Source organism: Lysobacter sp. Root667 (assembly GCF_001427715.1).
GTDB lineage: Bacteria > Pseudomonadota > Gammaproteobacteria > Xanthomonadales > Xanthomonadaceae > Lysobacter.
On the sequence record NZ_LMHF01000005.1, the window covers coordinates 1 to 14202 of the forward strand.

Below are 14202 nucleotides of genomic sequence, written 5' to 3' on the forward strand. Positions count from 1 at the left end.
AAGGGTAAATTCGAGCGCACCAAGCCGCACGTGAACGTGGGCACCATCGGCCACGTGGACCACGGCAAGACGACGCTGACCGCAGCGCTGACCAAGGTGGGCGCGGAGCGTTTCGGCGGCGAGTTCAAGGCGTACGACGCGATCGACGCGGCGCCGGAAGAGAAGGCTCGCGGCATCACGATTTCGACCGCGCACGTGGARTACGAATCGGCGAACCGCCACTACGCCCACGTGGACTGCCCGGGCCACGCCGACTACGTGAAGAACATGATCACGGGTGCGGCGCAGATGGACGGCGCGATTCTGGTGTGCTCGGCCGCTGACGGCCCGATGCCGCAGACCCGCGAGCACATCCTGCTGTCGCGTCAGGTCGGCGTGCCGTACATCGTCGTGTTCCTGAACAAGGCCGACATGGTGGACGACGCCGAGCTGCTCGAGCTGGTCGAGATGGAAGTGCGCGAGCTGCTGACCAAGTACGAGTTCCCGGGCGACGACACCCCGATCATTCACGGTTCGGCGCGTCTGGCGCTGGAAGGCGACCAGTCGGAGATCGGCGTGCCGTCGATCCTGCGTYTGGTCGAGGCGCTGGATACGTTCATYCCGCAGCCGGAGCGTGCGATCGACAAGCCGTTCCTGATGCCGGTGGAAGACGTGTTCTCGATCTCGGGCCGCGGCACCGTGGTGACCGGCCGTATCGAGCGCGGCATCATCAAGGTGGGCGACGAAATCGAAATCGTCGGTATCCGTCCGACCCAGAAGACCACGGTCACGGGCGTSGARATGTTCCGCAAGCTGCTGGACCAGGGTCAGGCGGGCGACAACGCCGGTCTGCTGCTGCGCGGCACCAAGCGTGACGACGTCGAGCGCGGCCAGGTGCTGGCCAAGCCGGGTTCGATCACCCCGCACACCGAGTTCGAAGCCGAAGTCTACGTTCTGTCGAAGGACGARGGCGGCCGTCACACCCCGTTCTTCAAGGGTTACCGTCCGCAGTTCTACTTCCGCACGACCGACATCACCGGTGCGGTGACGCTGCCGGACGGCGTGGAAATGGTCATGCCGGGCGACAACATCAAGATGGTRGTGAGCCTGATCAACCCGGTGGCGATGGACGAAGGCCTGCGTTTCGCGATTCGCGAAGGCGGCCGTACCGTCGGCGCCGGCGTGGTGGCCAAGATCATCAAGTAAGATGTGAGCCTGATCAACCCGGTGGCGATGGACGAAGGCCTGCGTTTCGCGATTCGCGAAGGCGGCCGTACCGTCGGCGCCGGCGTGGTGGCCAAGATCATCAAGTAAGAGACGGAGTCCGGGGTTCGCGCCCCGTTTCCGGGTCCTCCGGGCCGGCCCTTTGAAGAGGTGTCGGCCCGGGCATCGACCGGTCGGGGCGGGGCGCTTGCGTCCACCCCGGCAATACGGTTAGAATGCGCGACCACCGTGCCAGTCCTGCTTATTTGGGCCGGCACGACCAGCGAAATGAGGAGCAGGAAGCGCCTCGTATTCGCCAGACAGGGACATGTCGCACGGCAGCGCTCCGTACGTTCCGGGCCCCGAACTGCAAAGTTCAAGGCTTCCAAGGAACGCTACACGGGGCCCTTCGTGCGTTCCACTCCGTCTGGGCGGGCCGGGTAACCGGTCTGCCTTAGTTTTTTCCAGGCAAGGAAGCTCCGGGGCAAGGGTGCTGCTCTGGAGTGTTTGCGTTTTCGTGGGGTTCGGCACACCCAGAGGCCGGCCCGTCGCTCTTTTAACCAAGGAATTCCGTCATGGCGGACCAAAAGATCCGGATTCGGCTGAAGGCGTACGATCATCGTTTGATCGACCGTTCGGCCAGCGAGATCGTCGAGACGGCTAAGCGGACCGGCGCGCAAGTGCGCGGCCCGATCCCGCTGCCGACCAAGATCGAGCGCTACACCATTCTCGTTTCCCCGCACGTCGACAAGGACGCGCGCGACCAGTACGAGACCCGCACGCATAAGCGCGTGCTCGACATCGTCGACCCCAACGACAAGACCGTGGACGCGCTGATGAAGCTCGAACTCGCGGCTGGCGTTGATGTGCAGATCAAGCTGACCTGAGGCCACCACTATGACCGCGAAGAAATATTCGTTGGGCATCGTCGGTCGCAAGGCCGGCATGAGCCGCTTCTTCACTGAAGACGGCAAGTCGATTCCGGTGACCCTCATCGAGGCGACCCCGAACCGCATTACCCAGATCAAGACCACCGATACCGACGGCTACAGCGCCGTGCAGGTGACGGTCGGCGTGCGCCGCGCTGCGCTCGTCAACAAGCCGGAAGCCGGTCACCTCGCCAAGGCGAAGGTCGAAGCCGGTCGCGGCCTGTGGGAGCTGCGCGTGGAAGCCGACCAGATCGGTGCTTTCGAAGTGGGCGGCGAGATCAAGGCCGACATCTTCGAGGCCGGCCAGATCGTCGACGTCCAGGGCATCACCAAGGGCAAGGGCTTCCAGGGCACGATCAAGCGCTGGAACTTCCGCATGGGCGATGCGACGCACGGTAACTCGCTGTCGCACCGCTCGCCGGGTTCTATCGGCCAGCGCCAGACGCCGGGTCGCGTTTTCCCGGGCAAGAAGATGTCCGGTCACATGGGTGCCGTCCAGCAGAGCACGCAGGGCCTGGAAGTGGTCAAGGTCGACGCCGAGCGCGGCCTGATCGCCATCAAGGGCGCAGTGCCGGGCGCGCCGGGCGGCGACGTGATCGTCCGTCCGACGACCAAGGGAGCATAACGATGGAACTTGCCATCAACGGTAGCGACAAGAAGCTGTCGGTTTCCGACGCCATCTTCGATCGCGAATTCAGCGAAGACCTGGTCCACCAGGTTGTTGTGGCCTACCGCAACGCGGGCCGCGCCGGCACCAAGGCGCAGAAGACGCGTTCGGAAGTCAACGGCACCACCAAGAAGTCGAAGAAGCAGAAGGGCGGCGGTGCGCGTCATGGCGCGCTGACGGCTCCGATCTTCGTCGGCGGCGGCGTGACCTTTGCGGCCAAGCCGCGCAGCTTCGCGCAGAAGGTCAACCGCAAGATGTACCGCGCAGCGATGGCTGCGATCCTGTCGGAATTGAACCGTCAGGGCCGCATCACCGTCGTCGAGACGCTGGACATCGACTCGCCGAAGACCTCGGGCATGGTCGCCAAGCTGAAGTCGCTTGAGATGGGCCGTCGTCCGCTGCTCGTCACCGAGGAAGCGTCCGAGAATCTGTACCTCTCGGCGCGCAACCTGCCTTACGTTGAAGTCCGCGACGTGCAGGGACTCGATCCGGTTGCCCTCGTCGGCGCCGATTCGATCGTGTTCACGACCGATGCGGTCAAGAAGATCGAGGAGTGGCTGGCATGAACGACGCCAAGCTCTACAGCATCATCCGTGCGCCGCGCGTGTCCGAAAAGACCGCGCGTCTGCAGGAAGTTTCCAACCAATACGTCTTCGAAGTCGCGACGGACGCTACCAAGGCCGACATCAAGGTCGCCGTGGAAAAGCTGTTCGACGTGAAGGTCGAGGCGGTGAATGTGGTCAACGTGAAGGGCAAGAGCAAAGCCTTCAAGTTCCGCATGGGCCGTCGCGCCGACTGGCGTAAGGCGTACGTGAAGCTGGCCGCTGGCCAGTCGATCGACGTGATTGCCAAGCCCTGAGGAAAGACCCATGGCATTGATGACTTTCAAGCCCACTTCCCCCGGCCGCCGTAGCGCGGTCCGCGTGGTGACGCCGGGCCTGCATAAGGGCGCGCCGCACGCGGCGTTGGTCGAAAAGCAGAGCAAGAGCGGCGGCCGTAACCACCACGGTCGCATCACCACCCGCCACATCGGCGGTGGTCACAAGCAGCATTACCGCATCATCGACTTCAAGCGCGACAAGGTCGGTATCCCCGCCCGCGTCGAGCGGATCGAATACGATCCCAACCGCACCGCGCACATCGCGCTGCTGTGCTACGTCGATGGCGAGCGCCGTTACATCATCGCCCCCAAGGGCCTGAAGGACGGCGACCAGGTGATCGCGGGCCGCGACGCCCCGATCCGCGTCGGCAACACCCTGCCGCTGAGCAACATCCCGGTCGGCACCACCGTGTGCTGCGTCGAGATGAAGCCGGGCAAGGGCGCCCAGCTGGCCCGTGCGGCCGGCGCCAGCGCCTACCTGGTGGCTCGCGAACAGGGTTACGCCACGCTGCGTCTTCGCTCCGGCGAAATGCGCAAGGTGCCGTCGGAATGCGGCGCCACGATCGGCGAAGTCGGCAACGACGAGCACAGCCTCGAGAAGCTCGGCAAGGCCGGTGCGAAGCGCTGGCGCGGTATCAAGCCGACCGTTCGCGGTGCGGCGATGAACCCCGTCGACCATCCGCACGGCGGTGGTGAGGCCAAGGCTGGCCAGGGCAACCCGCATCCGGTCACGCCGTGGGGCGTGCCGACCAAGGGTTACAAGACGCGTAAGAACAAGCGTACGCAGCAGTTCATCGTTCGCGATCGCAGGAGCTAATCGGCCATGGCACGTTCACTGAAGAAAGGCCCGTTCGTCGACCACCATCTGATGAAGAAGGTGGAAACCGCGGGTAACAACAAGAAGCCGATCAAGACCTGGTCGCGTCGCTCGATGGTGCTGCCGGACATGGTGGGTTTCACCATTGCCGTGCACAACGGCAAGAACCACATCCCGGTGTTGGTCAACGAAAATATGGTTGGCCACAAGCTTGGCGAATTCGCCCTGACCCGTACGTTTAAGGGTCACGGCGGCGACAAGAAGTCGGGCAAGTAAGGAGATGACCATGGAAGCGAAAGCCATCCTGCGCACCGCGCGCATCTCCCCGCAGAAGGCCCGCCTGGTCGCCGACCAGGTGCGTGGTCTGTCCGCCGAGCGCGCCGTCAACCTGCTGAAGTTCTCGGACAAGAAGGCTGCTGCACTGATCCGCAAGGTCGTGGAGTCCGCCATCGCCAACGCCGAGAACAACCAGGGCGCCGACGTCGACGATCTCAAGGTCAAGACCATCATGGTGGACGAGGGTCCCGCACTGAAGCGCTTCATGGCGCGTGCGAAGGGCCGCGGCACCCGCATCCTCAAGCGCACCAGCCACATTACTGTGGTTGTGGGCGCGGGCAAGTAAGGCGGAGTCAGACAATGGGTCATAAAGTACATCCGACCGGTATCCGCCTTGGTATCTCCAAGGACTGGAACTCCAAGTGGTTCGCCGGCAAGAAGCAGTACGCCGAGTACCTGGCTGCCGACCTCAAGGTCCGCGAGATGCTTCGCAAGAAGCTCGCGCAGGCCGGTATCTCGAAGATCTTCATCGAGCGCCCGGCCAACAACGCCCGCGTCACGATCCACACCGCCCGTCCGGGCGTGGTGATCGGCAAGCGTGGTGAGGACATCGAGAAGCTGCGCAAGGAAGTGAGCACGCTGATGGGCGTTCCGGCGCACATCAACGTGACCGAGGTCCGCAAGCCGGAACTCGACGCGCAGCTGGTCGCCGAGTCGATCGCTCAGCAGCTCGAGCGCCGCATCATGTTCCGTCGCGCGATGAAGCGCGCTGTGGGCAACGCGATGCGCCTTGGCGCCCTGGGCATCAAGGTCAACGTCGCCGGCCGCCTGAACGGTGCCGAGATCGCGCGTTCGGAGTGGTACCGCGAAGGTCGCGTGCCGCTGCACACCCTGCGCGCCGACATCGACTATGGCTTCGCTGAAGCCAAGACGACGTACGGCATCATCGGTATCAAAGTCTGGGTCTACCGCGGCGAAATCTTCGATTTCTCGCACGTCGGCCAGGAAAAGCAGGACGATTCGCCGCGCAGCGATCGTGGTGACCGCGGCGACCGCGGTGATCGTAACGACCGCCCGGGCCGTCCTGCCCGCGAACAGAGGTAATCCGCCATGTTGCAACCCAAGCGAACCAAGTACCGCAAGGTACACAAGGGCCGCAATGAGGGCCTGAGCTGGAACGGCAATGCCGTCAGCTTCGGCGAGTACGGCCTCAAGGCGACCGCACACGGTCAGCTGACCGCGCGTCAGATCGAAGCGGCCCGCCGCTCGATCAGCCGCTACGTCAAGCGCGGCGGCAAGATGTGGATCCGCGTGTTCCCCGACAAGCCGATCACCAAGAAGCCGATCGAAGTCCGAATGGGCTCCGGTAAGGGCAACGTCGAGTACTGGGTCGCTCAGATCCAGCCCGGTCGCATGATTTACGAGATCGAAGGTGTTGCTGAAGACGTCGCGCGTGAAGCGTTCCGTCTGGCGGCCGCCAAGCTCTCGGTGACCACCACTTTCGTTACCCGGACGGTGCGCTAATGGAACTCAAGCAACTGCGCGACAAGTCGGCTGACGAGCTCAAGGCTCACCTGGTCGACCTGCACAAGGAGAGCTTCGCTCTGCGCATGCAGAAGGCCACCGGCCAGCTCGCCAAGACCCATGAGGCCCGCCGTGTTCGCCGCGAGATCGCTCGCGTGAACACGTTGCTGGGTCAGAAGAAGTAAGGACCCGCCATGACCGACAACAACACAGAGAAGGCGCTGCGCACGGTTGAAGGCCGGGTCGTCAGCAACAAGATGGACAAGACCGTCACCGTGCTCGTCGAGCGTCAGGTCAAGCACGCGCTGTACGGCAAGTACATCCGTCGCTCGACCAAGCTCCACGCCCACGACGCCGAGAACGCTTGCAAAGAAGGCGATATCGTGCGAGTGAAGGAAATTGCGCCGATGTCGAAGACCAAGAACTGGAGCGTGGTTGAGATCGTCAGCCGCGTGGCCGAATAAGAGGAGGCTGAACCATGATCCAGATGCAAAGCTACCTCGGAGTGGCCGATAACTCCGGTGCGAAAGAAGTGATGTGCATCAAGGTGCTCGGCGGCTCCAAGCGCCGTTACGCGCACATTGGCGACATCATCAAGGTCACCGTCAAGGACGCGATTCCGCGCGGCAAGGTCAAGAAGGGCGACGTCTATGACGCCGTCGTGGTCCGCACCCGCAAGGGCGTTCGCCGCCCGGACGGCTCGCTGATCCGCTTCGATGGCAACGCTGCGGTGTTGCTCAACAACAAGCATGAGCCGATCGGCACCCGTATCTTCGGGCCCGTGACTCGCGAGCTGCGCTCGGAGAAGTTCATGAAGATCGTCTCGCTCGCGCCTGAAGTGCTCTGAGCGGAGGAACTAGACCATGAACCGTATCAAGAAGGGCGATCAAGTGATCGTCACCGCCGGCAAGGACAAGGGCAAGAAGGGCGATGTGGTGCGCGTACTCGGCGAGAAAGTCGTCGTGTCGAACATCAACATCATCAAGCGCCACACCAAGCCGAATCCGCAGGCCAACCAGCCGGGCGGCGTGATCGAGCGCGAAGCGCCGATTCACATTTCCAACGTCATGCTGTTCAACCCGGCCACCGGCAAGGGCGAACGCATCGGTATCAAGGTGCTGGAGGATGGACGCAAACTGCGTGTGTTCCGCTCCAGCGGTGAGGCGGTTGACGCCTGAGGAATGCTGAAATGACCACCCGGCTCGAAGAGTTTTACAAGAAAGAAGTGGTTCCTGCCCTGACCGAGAAGTTCGGTTACAAGAACCCGATGCAAGTGCCGCGCCTGTCCAAGATCACGCTGAACATGGGCGTGGGCGAGGCTGCGACCAACAAGAAGATCCTGGAAAATGCCGTCGCCGACATGACCAAGATCGCCGGCCAGAAGCCGATCGTGACGAAGACCCGCGTGTCGGTCGCTTCGTTCAAGATCCGCGACGGTTGGCCGATCGGCGCCAAGGTCACCCTGCGCCGCGCCAAGATGTACGAGTTCCTGGACCGCCTGGTCAACATCTCGCTGCCGCGCGTGCGCGACTTCCGCGGTGTGTCGGGTCGTTCGTTCGACGGCCGTGGCAACTACAACATGGGCGTCAAGGAACAGATCATCTTCCCGGAAATCGATTTCGACCAGGTCGACGCGCTGCGCGGCATGGACATCGCGATCACCACGACCGCGAAGACCGATGCCGAGGCCAAGGCCCTGCTCGAAGCCTTCCGCTTCCCGTTCCGCAACTGAGTCTAGGATTGCACAATGGCTAAGACCTCCATGGTCAACCGCGACATCAAGCGGACCAAGCTGGCGAAGAAGTACGCCGGCAAGCGCGATGCGCTGAAGAAGATCATCGCCAACGACAGCTCCTCGTACGAGGAGAAGCTGGAAGCGGCCGTCAAGCTGCAGAAGCTGCCGCGCGACTCTTCGCCGTGCCGTCAGCGCAACCGCTGCGTCCTGACCGGCCGTTCGCGCGGCGTCTACAGCAAGTTCGGCCTGGGCCGCAACAAGCTGCGCGAAGCCACCATGCGCGGCGACGTGCCTGGTCTTCGCAAGGCAAGCTGGTAACATAGTCGGCTCTCCTGCTGTACCGCCGCGGCCCTCGGGTCGCGGCGGCGCTGTTGAAGAAAGTGTAAGTCGTTGTATCTATTACTGAAATTCGCAATCCCGCGGATATCGGTGCTACTCATAGGTGATATTCAATGAGCATGACTGATCCCATCGCCGACATGCTGGTCCGCATCAAGAATGCGGCCGCGGTTCGGAAGCAGACGGTGAAGATGCCGTCGTCCAAGGTGAAGGTGGCCATCGCCGCCGTGCTGAAGGACGAGGGTTACATCCTGGACTCGCGCGTGACCCAGACCGGTCCGGGCAAGGCCGAACTCGAAATTTCGCTGAAGTACTACGAAGGCAAGCCGGTGATCGAGCGCCTCCAGCGCTACTCCCGTTCGGGCCTGCGCCAGTACCGCGGCAAGGACGCGCTGCCCAAGGTCCTCGGTGGCCTGGGCGTCGCCATCATCTCCACCTCGAAAGGCATCATGACCGATGCGCAGGCGCGCCAGCAGGGCGTCGGCGGTGAAGTCCTGTGCTTCGTGGCCTAAGGGAGTAACCGCAATGTCCCGAGTTGCCAAGAAGCCGGTCGCCCTCCCGAAGGGCGTCGAACTGAATATCCAGGCCGACCACGTCAGCGCCAAGGGCCCGAAGGGCACCCTGTCGATCGCGAAGCCGGCCGCCATCAACCTGCAGATCGAAAACGGCGAAGCCGTGTTCACCACCGAGGACGCCGCGCTGATCCCGTTGACGGGTACCCTGCGCGCCATCCTCGCGAACATGGTCAAGGGCGTCTCCGAAGGCTTCGAGCGCAAGCTCGAGCTGGTCGGCGTCGGCTACCGTGCCTCGATGCAGGGCCAGGACCTGAACCTGGCGCTGGGTTTCTCGCACCCGGTGCTGTTCAAGGCCCCGGAAGGCATCACCATCGCTACCCCCACCCAGACCGAGATCCTGGTCCAGGGCGCGGACAAGCAGCGCGTCGGTGAAGTCGCCGCCAAGATTCGTGGTTTCCGTCCGCCGGAGCCCTACAAGGGCAAGGGCGTGAAGTACGCCGGCGAAGTCATCATCCGCAAGGAAGCCAAGAAGGCCTAAGGAACGCAACGGCCCCAGCGGGCCCTGCCGACCATCCTTCAGCTTTCGGAGATCAGAACATGAACAAGAACATTGCCCGTCTGCGTCGCGCCAAGTCCACCCGCGCGCACATCCGCGAACTCGGCGTGCCGCGCCTGTCGGTGCTGCGCACCGGTCAGCATCTGTACGCCCAGGTCTTCACCGCCGACGGTTCCAAGGTCCTGGCTGCCGCCTCGACCGTCCAGGCCGACGTCAAGGAAGGCCTGAAGAACGGCAAGAACGCCGACGCCGCCGTCAAGGTCGGTCACGCGATCGCCGCCAAGGCCAAGGCCGCCGGCATCGAGAAGGTCGCGTTCGACCGTTCGGGTTACCGCTACCACGGTCGCATCAAGGCCCTGGCCGATGCGGCTCGCGAAGGCGGCCTGCAGTTCTAAGCTTGAAGGCGAGGGGATGCGTCCCCACGCCTGAATGAGACAGCTGCCGGCGCGGTTTGCGCCGGGCGCCAGGACGGGTTCCCGTCCTGGTCGCGTCACCCGATCCATATCACAACCATAAGCGGCGACGCCGCAAATCCCATAAATCAACGAGATATCGAAATGGCTGAAGAACAGCGTGCACCGCGGGGTCGTGATCGCGACCGTAACCGCGAAGAGATCGACGACGGCATGATCGAGAAGCTGATCGCGGTCAACCGCGTCAGCAAGACCGTCAAGGGCGGTCGCCAGTTCACCTTCACCGCACTGACGGTGGTGGGCGACGGCAACGGCAAGGTCGGCTTCGGCTACGGCAAGGCGCGCGAAGTGCCGGTCGCCATCCAGAAGTCGATGGAATACGCCCGCAAGGCGATGAACAACGTCGATCTGAACAACGGCACCTTGTGGCACGCCGTGAAGTCGGGCCACGGCGCGGCGCATGTGTTCATGCAGCCGGCGTCGGAAGGTACCGGCGTGATCGCCGGCGGCGCGATGCGCGCCGTGCTCGAAGCGGTCGGTGTCAAGAACGTGCTGGCCAAGGCCACCGGTTCGCGTAACCCGATCAACCTGGTTCGCGCCACGCTGAAGGGTCTGACCGGCATGCATTCGCCGGCCAAGATCGCTGCCAAGCGCGGCAAGAAGGTGGAGGATCTCAACCATGGCTAAGGCTGAGAACAAGCCCGTCGAAGGCGGCACGGTCACCGTGCGCCTGGTCAAGGGTCTGCGTGGCTGTCAGTCGCGTCACCGCCTGTCGGTGAAGGCGCTCGGCCTGAACAAGCTCAACGACGTGCGGACGCTGAAAGACAGCCCGCAGGTTCGTGGCCTGATCAACACGGTCCACTACCTGGTTCAGGTCGAGGGCTAAGGAGAACATCATGCGTCTCAATACACTCAAGCCGGCTGACGGCGCCCGCGAAGACCGCAAGCGCGTCGGTCGCGGTATCGGTTCGGGCCTCGGCAAGACCGCGGGCCGCGGCCACAAGGGTTCGTTCGCTCGTTCGGGCAAGGGCAAGATCAAGGCCGGCTTCGAAGGCGGCCAGACCCCGATGCAGCGTCGTCTGCCGAAGATCGGCTTCCGCTCCAAGACCGCCAAGGACACCGCCGAAGTGCTGTCCTACCAGCTGGACAAGCTGGAAGCCGGTGAGATCGATTTCGCCAAGCTGCTCGCGGCCAAGCTGGTTCCGACCACGGCCAAGCAGGCGAAGATCGTCAAGAAGGGCGAGCTGAACAAGGCGTTCGTGCTCAAGGGCGTGCTGGCCACGGCCGGTGCGAAGGCCGCGATCGAAGCGGCCGGCGGCAAGGTCGAGGAGTAAGCGATACATGGCGCGGAGCAGCAACGCGATGGCCGGTCTCGGCGGCGGACTCGGTAAATTCACCGAGCTTCGCCAACGTCTGCTGTTCGTAGTCGGCGCATTGATCGTCTATCGCATCGGTTGCTACATCCCGGTGCCGGGCGTCAATCCCGAAGCGATGCTCAAGCTCATGGAGTCGCAGAAGGGCACGATCGTGGACATGTTCAACATGTTCTCGGGCGGCGCCCTTCACCGTTTCAGCCTGTTCGCGTTGAACGTGATGCCGTACATCTCGGCGTCGATCATCGTGCAGCTGCTGGTGCAGATCGTGCCCAGCCTGAAAGCCATCCAGAAGGAAGGCGAGTCGGGCCGGCGCAAGATCAACCAGTGGTCGCGCATGGGTGCGATCCCCCTGGCCGTGTTCCAGGCCTGGGGTATCGCGACGGCCTTGCAGGCCGGCGGCGCGAGCCAGGGCATTCCGGTGGTCTATAACCCGGGTCCGGGCTTCATCCTGACCGCGGTGCTCGCGTTGACCGCGGGCACCATGTTCCTGATGTGGATCGGCGAGCAGGTGACCGAGCGCGGTATCGGCAACGGCGTGTCCTTGATCATCTTCGCCGGCATCGTCGCGGGCCTGCCTGCCGCGGTGGTGACGATGTTCACCCAGATCAACGACGGCACCATGAACCCCATGACCGCGATCGCGGTGGTGGCTATCGTCCTGGTGTTCACCTACCTTGTGGTGTTCGTCGAGCGCGGACAGCGCCGGATCACGGTGAACTACGCCCGCCGTCAGGGCGGTCGTAACGCCTACATGAACCAGTCCTCGTTCCTGCCCCTGAAGCTGAACATGTCGGGCGTGATCCCGGCCATCTTCGCCTCGAGCATCGTGATGTTCCCGGCGACGGCGGCGACCTGGTTCAGCCAGAGCAGCTCGGCGACCTGGTTGCAGCGGGTCAGCCAGTGGCTGAATCCGGGCGAGCCGCTGCACATGATCCTGTACGCGGCCCTGATCATCGGCTTCGCCTTCTTCTACACGGCGCTGGTGTTCAACTCGCAGGAAACGGCCGACAATCTGAAGAAGTCGGGCGCGCTGATTCCGGGCATCCGTCCGGGCAAGGCGACGGCCGACTATGTCGACGGCGTACTGACCCGCCTCACGGCGGCCGGTGCGGCTTATCTGGTGATCGTCTGTCTCCTCCCGGAGATCATGCGCACCCAACTGGGCACCTCGTTCTACTTCGGCGGCACCTCGTTGCTGATCGTCGTGGTCGTGGTGATGGATTTCATCGCTCAAATCCAGGCTCATCTGATGTCCCATCAGTACGAGAGCCTGTTGAAGAAGGCGAACTTGAAGGGCGGCTCGCGCGGCGGTCTCGCGCGCGGGTGAGCCAGGACCATTCCGCGCGCCAGAGTAGCGCGCGGGGCGAGTAGGGCGGGATCGCCCTATTCAGCCAGTCCTGGTTCGTCGCCGGAGCATGGGCACACTCCCCATGCCGTGGTTCCGTGGCGTCCCTGACGCCGCGGGGCTTCCTATTAACCCGAGACCTTGTTAAAATTTCCAGTTCACTCGCCGGGGTTAATCCGCCCTGGCCGCCAAACTCAGTTGGAGATCGCGTTATGGCGCGTATTGCGGGCGTCAACTTGCCTGCCCAGAAGCATGTCTGGGTCGGGTTGCAAAGCATTTACGGCATCGGCCGTACTCGTTCGAAGAAGGTCTGCGATGCCGCGGGCGTGAATTCTTCGACGAAGATTCGTGACCTGTCCGAACCGGAAGTCGAGCGCTTGCGCGCCGAAGTCGGTAAGTACGTGGTTGAAGGCGACCTGCGTCGCGAGGTCGGTATCGCTATCAAGCGTCTGATGGACCTGGGCTGCTACCGCGGCCTGCGTCACCGCCGCGGCTTGCCGCTGCGCGGTCAGCGCACGCGTACCAATGCACGTACCCGCAAGGGTCCGCGTAAGGCCATCAGGAAGTAAGGGGTCAAACCATGGCTAAGCCGGCAGCTGCAAAAACCAAGAAGAAGATCAAGCGCGTCGTCACCGACGGCATCGCCCACGTCCACGCTTCTTTCAACAACACGATCATCACGATCACCGACCGCCAGGGCAATGCGCTCTCGTGGGCGACTTCGGGCGGCGCGGGTTTCCGCGGCTCGCGTAAGTCGACCCCGTTCGCAGCCCAGGTTGCCGCCGAAAAGGCCGGCCGTGCTGCGCTCGACTACGGCGTGAAGTCGCTGGAAGTGCGCATCAAGGGCCCGGGTCCGGGTCGTGAGTCCGCCGTTCGTTCGCTGAACAACGTCGGTTACAAGATCATGAACATCATCGACGTGACGCCTATCCCGCACAACGGGTGCCGTCCGCCGAAGAAGCGTCGCGTCTGAGGAGCTGAAGAAAAATGGCTCGTTATATTGGTCCCACCTGTAAGCTCGCTCGTCGCGAAGGCGCCGACCTCGGCTTGAAGTCGTCCGCTCGTGCACTCGATTCGAAGTGCAAGCTCGAGCAGAAGCCCGGCCAACACGGCCCCACCGCCCGCAAGGGCAAGCTGTCCGACTACGCCACCCAGCTTCGCGAGAAGCAGAAGGTCAAGCGTATCTACGGCCTGCTGGAACGCCAGTTCCGCAACTACTACAAGAAGGCCTCGACCAAGAAGGGCAACACCGGCGAGAACCTGCTTCAGCTCCTGGAGACGCGTCTCGACAACGTGATCTACCGCATGGGCTTCGCAGTGACCCGTCCGGCCGCCCGTCAGCTGGTCTCGCACCGCGGCGTCACGGTCAACGGCAAGTCCGTCAACCTGCCGTCCTACCAGGTCAAGGCCGGCGACGCGATCGCGCTGTCCGAGCGTGCCCAGAAGCAGCTGCGCGTGCAGGAATCCCTGACCGTGGCTTCGCAGATGGATCTCTCGCCGTCGTGGGTCGAGGTCGACAGCAAGAAGTTCAGCGGTGTGTTCAAGGCTGTGCCGGATCGTGCCGATCTGCCGGCCGATATCAACGAAGCGCTGATCGTCGAGCTGTACTCGAAGTAATTATCTTTTGAAGCCCCGGTCCGCCGGGGCC

Annotated in this window: 25 protein-coding genes and 1 pseudogene; all 26 read left to right on the forward strand. The window is 63.4% G+C overall.

Going from position 1 to position 14202, the window contains the following annotated elements; genetic code table 11:
- A pseudogene (gene tuf / locus ASD78_RS03115) lies at nt 1–1293 on the forward strand (elongation factor Tu); the annotation flags it as partial.
- Nucleotides 1294–1757: 464 nt separating this feature from the next.
- Nucleotides 1758–2069 carry a 30S ribosomal protein S10 gene (gene rpsJ / locus ASD78_RS03120; RefSeq protein WP_027070119.1) on the forward strand — a complete coding sequence of 104 codons (312 nt, stop codon included), beginning with the start codon at nt 1758–1760 and terminating at the stop codon, nt 2067–2069.
- Nucleotides 2070–2079: 10 nt separating this feature from the next.
- Nucleotides 2080–2736, forward strand: a complete 657-nt coding sequence (gene rplC, locus ASD78_RS03125) for a 50S ribosomal protein L3 (RefSeq protein WP_056098373.1) — start codon at nt 2080–2082, stop codon at nt 2734–2736.
- 2 nt (nt 2737–2738) lie between these two features.
- On the forward strand, nt 2739–3344 hold the full coding sequence (rplD, locus tag ASD78_RS03130) for a 50S ribosomal protein L4 (RefSeq protein WP_055902318.1): 606 nt from the start codon (nt 2739–2741) through the stop codon (nt 3342–3344).
- Nucleotides 3341–3637, forward strand: coding sequence for a 50S ribosomal protein L23 (gene rplW / locus ASD78_RS03135; protein WP_055902321.1), 297 nt, complete (start codon nt 3341–3343; stop codon nt 3635–3637). The genes rplD and rplW overlap by 4 nt, the downstream gene beginning before the upstream one ends.
- 10 nt (nt 3638–3647) lie before the next feature.
- Nucleotides 3648–4475 carry a 50S ribosomal protein L2 gene (gene rplB / locus ASD78_RS03140; protein ID WP_055902324.1) on the forward strand — a complete coding sequence of 276 codons (828 nt, stop codon included), beginning with the start codon at nt 3648–3650 and terminating at the stop codon, nt 4473–4475.
- A gap of 6 nt (nt 4476–4481) precedes the next feature.
- Nucleotides 4482–4751 (forward strand): 30S ribosomal protein S19, encoded by a 270-nt coding sequence (gene rpsS, locus ASD78_RS03145; RefSeq protein ID WP_055902327.1) that lies wholly within the window; start codon nt 4482–4484, stop codon nt 4749–4751.
- Nucleotides 4752–4761: 10 nt separating this feature from the next.
- Nucleotides 4762–5097, forward strand: coding sequence for a 50S ribosomal protein L22 (rplV, locus tag ASD78_RS03150; protein WP_055902442.1), 336 nt, complete (start codon nt 4762–4764; stop codon nt 5095–5097).
- A gap of 14 nt (nt 5098–5111) precedes the next feature.
- Nucleotides 5112–5855: a 30S ribosomal protein S3 gene (gene rpsC / locus ASD78_RS03155; protein ID WP_055902331.1), complete on the forward strand. Its 744-nt coding sequence runs from the start codon at nt 5112–5114 to the stop codon at nt 5853–5855.
- 6 nt (nt 5856–5861) lie between these two features.
- Entirely contained in the window at nt 5862–6275 is a 414-nt protein-coding gene (gene rplP, locus ASD78_RS03160; RefSeq protein ID WP_055902334.1) for a 50S ribosomal protein L16, read from the forward strand.
- Nucleotides 6275–6460 carry a 50S ribosomal protein L29 gene (gene rpmC, locus ASD78_RS03165; RefSeq protein ID WP_055902338.1) on the forward strand — a complete coding sequence of 62 codons (186 nt, stop codon included), beginning with the start codon at nt 6275–6277 and terminating at the stop codon, nt 6458–6460. The genes rplP and rpmC overlap by 1 nt, the downstream gene beginning before the upstream one ends.
- A 9-nt stretch (nt 6461–6469) precedes the next feature.
- Complete coding sequence (rpsQ, locus tag ASD78_RS03170) at nt 6470–6739, forward strand: 30S ribosomal protein S17 (RefSeq protein ID WP_055902341.1); 270 nt, start codon at nt 6470–6472, stop codon at nt 6737–6739.
- Between the two features lie 14 nt (nt 6740–6753).
- Nucleotides 6754–7122, forward strand: a complete 369-nt coding sequence (gene rplN / locus ASD78_RS03175; RefSeq protein ID WP_031373826.1) for a 50S ribosomal protein L14 — start codon at nt 6754–6756, stop codon at nt 7120–7122.
- Between the two features lie 16 nt (nt 7123–7138).
- A complete protein-coding gene (gene rplX, locus ASD78_RS03180; protein WP_055902343.1) occupies nt 7139–7453 on the forward strand; it encodes a 50S ribosomal protein L24 in 315 nt (104 codons plus the stop codon).
- Between the two features lie 11 nt (nt 7454–7464).
- On the forward strand, nt 7465–8007 hold the full coding sequence (rplE, locus tag ASD78_RS03185; protein ID WP_055902350.1) for a 50S ribosomal protein L5: 543 nt from the start codon (nt 7465–7467) through the stop codon (nt 8005–8007).
- 15 nt (nt 8008–8022) lie between these two features.
- Entirely contained in the window at nt 8023–8328 is a 306-nt protein-coding gene (gene rpsN / locus ASD78_RS03190) for a 30S ribosomal protein S14 (RefSeq protein ID WP_055902352.1), read from the forward strand.
- 134 nt (nt 8329–8462) lie between these two features.
- Nucleotides 8463–8861, forward strand: coding sequence for a 30S ribosomal protein S8 (gene rpsH / locus ASD78_RS03195; protein WP_055902354.1), 399 nt, complete (start codon nt 8463–8465; stop codon nt 8859–8861).
- 13 nt (nt 8862–8874) lie between these two features.
- Nucleotides 8875–9402, forward strand: a complete 528-nt coding sequence (gene rplF / locus ASD78_RS03200; protein ID WP_055902356.1) for a 50S ribosomal protein L6 — start codon at nt 8875–8877, stop codon at nt 9400–9402.
- Between the two features lie 59 nt (nt 9403–9461).
- The gene (gene rplR / locus ASD78_RS03205; protein ID WP_055902359.1) at nt 9462–9815 is read left to right on the forward strand and encodes a 50S ribosomal protein L18; all 354 of its coding nucleotides are present in this window, start codon (nt 9462–9464) and stop codon (nt 9813–9815) included.
- Nucleotides 9816–9977: 162 nt separating this feature from the next.
- Nucleotides 9978–10520 (forward strand): 30S ribosomal protein S5, encoded by a 543-nt coding sequence (gene rpsE / locus ASD78_RS03210; RefSeq protein ID WP_055902361.1) that lies wholly within the window; start codon nt 9978–9980, stop codon nt 10518–10520.
- Nucleotides 10513–10719, forward strand: coding sequence for a 50S ribosomal protein L30 (gene rpmD / locus ASD78_RS03215; protein WP_055902363.1), 207 nt, complete (start codon nt 10513–10515; stop codon nt 10717–10719). The genes rpsE and rpmD overlap by 8 nt, the downstream gene beginning before the upstream one ends.
- A gap of 10 nt (nt 10720–10729) precedes the next feature.
- Entirely contained in the window at nt 10730–11167 is a 438-nt protein-coding gene (rplO, locus tag ASD78_RS03220; RefSeq protein WP_055902365.1) for a 50S ribosomal protein L15, read from the forward strand.
- 7 nt (nt 11168–11174) lie between these two features.
- Nucleotides 11175–12536, forward strand: a complete 1362-nt coding sequence (gene secY, locus ASD78_RS03225; RefSeq protein ID WP_055902366.1) for a preprotein translocase subunit SecY — start codon at nt 11175–11177, stop codon at nt 12534–12536.
- Nucleotides 12537–12766: 230 nt separating this feature from the next.
- Complete coding sequence (gene rpsM, locus ASD78_RS03230) at nt 12767–13123, forward strand: 30S ribosomal protein S13 (RefSeq protein ID WP_055902367.1); 357 nt, start codon at nt 12767–12769, stop codon at nt 13121–13123.
- Between the two features lie 11 nt (nt 13124–13134).
- The gene (gene rpsK / locus ASD78_RS03235) at nt 13135–13527 is read left to right on the forward strand and encodes a 30S ribosomal protein S11 (protein WP_055902370.1); all 393 of its coding nucleotides are present in this window, start codon (nt 13135–13137) and stop codon (nt 13525–13527) included.
- Between the two features lie 14 nt (nt 13528–13541).
- Nucleotides 13542–14171, forward strand: a complete 630-nt coding sequence (gene rpsD, locus ASD78_RS03240) for a 30S ribosomal protein S4 (protein ID WP_055902372.1) — start codon at nt 13542–13544, stop codon at nt 14169–14171.
- Nucleotides 14172–14202 lie beyond the last annotated feature (31 nt).

What these genes read in the sequence shown, in the direction of transcription:
- rplV (WP_055902442.1), top strand. Translation starts at nt 4,762, where the DNA reads ATGGAAGCGAAAGCCATCCTGCGCACCGCGCGCATCTCCCCGCAGAAG.
- rplX (WP_055902343.1), top strand. Translation starts at nt 7,139, where the DNA reads ATGAACCGTATCAAGAAGGGCGATCAAGTGATCGTCACCGCCGGCAAG.
- rplO (WP_055902365.1), top strand. Translation starts at nt 10,730, where the DNA reads ATGCGTCTCAATACACTCAAGCCGGCTGACGGCGCCCGCGAAGACCGC.
- rplD (WP_055902318.1), top strand. Translation starts at nt 2,739, where the DNA reads ATGGAACTTGCCATCAACGGTAGCGACAAGAAGCTGTCGGTTTCCGAC.
- rplB (WP_055902324.1), top strand. Translation starts at nt 3,648, where the DNA reads ATGGCATTGATGACTTTCAAGCCCACTTCCCCCGGCCGCCGTAGCGCG.
- rpsK (WP_055902370.1), top strand. Translation starts at nt 13,135, where the DNA reads ATGGCTAAGCCGGCAGCTGCAAAAACCAAGAAGAAGATCAAGCGCGTC.
- rplW (WP_055902321.1), top strand. Translation starts at nt 3,341, where the DNA reads ATGAACGACGCCAAGCTCTACAGCATCATCCGTGCGCCGCGCGTGTCC.
- secY (WP_055902366.1), top strand. Translation starts at nt 11,175, where the DNA reads ATGGCGCGGAGCAGCAACGCGATGGCCGGTCTCGGCGGCGGACTCGGT.
- rpmD (WP_055902363.1), top strand. Translation starts at nt 10,513, where the DNA reads ATGGCTAAGGCTGAGAACAAGCCCGTCGAAGGCGGCACGGTCACCGTG.
- rpsM (WP_055902367.1), top strand. Translation starts at nt 12,767, where the DNA reads ATGGCGCGTATTGCGGGCGTCAACTTGCCTGCCCAGAAGCATGTCTGG.
- rpmC (WP_055902338.1), top strand. Translation starts at nt 6,275, where the DNA reads ATGGAACTCAAGCAACTGCGCGACAAGTCGGCTGACGAGCTCAAGGCT.
- rpsN (WP_055902352.1), top strand. Translation starts at nt 8,023, where the DNA reads ATGGCTAAGACCTCCATGGTCAACCGCGACATCAAGCGGACCAAGCTG.
- rpsE (WP_055902361.1), top strand. Translation starts at nt 9,978, where the DNA reads ATGGCTGAAGAACAGCGTGCACCGCGGGGTCGTGATCGCGACCGTAAC.
- rpsH (WP_055902354.1), top strand. Translation starts at nt 8,463, where the DNA reads ATGAGCATGACTGATCCCATCGCCGACATGCTGGTCCGCATCAAGAAT.
- rplC (WP_056098373.1), top strand. Translation starts at nt 2,080, where the DNA reads ATGACCGCGAAGAAATATTCGTTGGGCATCGTCGGTCGCAAGGCCGGC.
- rplE (WP_055902350.1), top strand. Translation starts at nt 7,465, where the DNA reads ATGACCACCCGGCTCGAAGAGTTTTACAAGAAAGAAGTGGTTCCTGCC.
- rpsC (WP_055902331.1), top strand. Translation starts at nt 5,112, where the DNA reads ATGGGTCATAAAGTACATCCGACCGGTATCCGCCTTGGTATCTCCAAG.
- rplF (WP_055902356.1), top strand. Translation starts at nt 8,875, where the DNA reads ATGTCCCGAGTTGCCAAGAAGCCGGTCGCCCTCCCGAAGGGCGTCGAA.
- rplP (WP_055902334.1), top strand. Translation starts at nt 5,862, where the DNA reads ATGTTGCAACCCAAGCGAACCAAGTACCGCAAGGTACACAAGGGCCGC.
- rpsS (WP_055902327.1), top strand. Translation starts at nt 4,482, where the DNA reads ATGGCACGTTCACTGAAGAAAGGCCCGTTCGTCGACCACCATCTGATG.
- rpsJ (WP_027070119.1), top strand. Translation starts at nt 1,758, where the DNA reads ATGGCGGACCAAAAGATCCGGATTCGGCTGAAGGCGTACGATCATCGT.
- rplN (WP_031373826.1), top strand. Translation starts at nt 6,754, where the DNA reads ATGATCCAGATGCAAAGCTACCTCGGAGTGGCCGATAACTCCGGTGCG.
- rplR (WP_055902359.1), top strand. Translation starts at nt 9,462, where the DNA reads ATGAACAAGAACATTGCCCGTCTGCGTCGCGCCAAGTCCACCCGCGCG.
- rpsD (WP_055902372.1), top strand. Translation starts at nt 13,542, where the DNA reads ATGGCTCGTTATATTGGTCCCACCTGTAAGCTCGCTCGTCGCGAAGGC.
- rpsQ (WP_055902341.1), top strand. Translation starts at nt 6,470, where the DNA reads ATGACCGACAACAACACAGAGAAGGCGCTGCGCACGGTTGAAGGCCGG.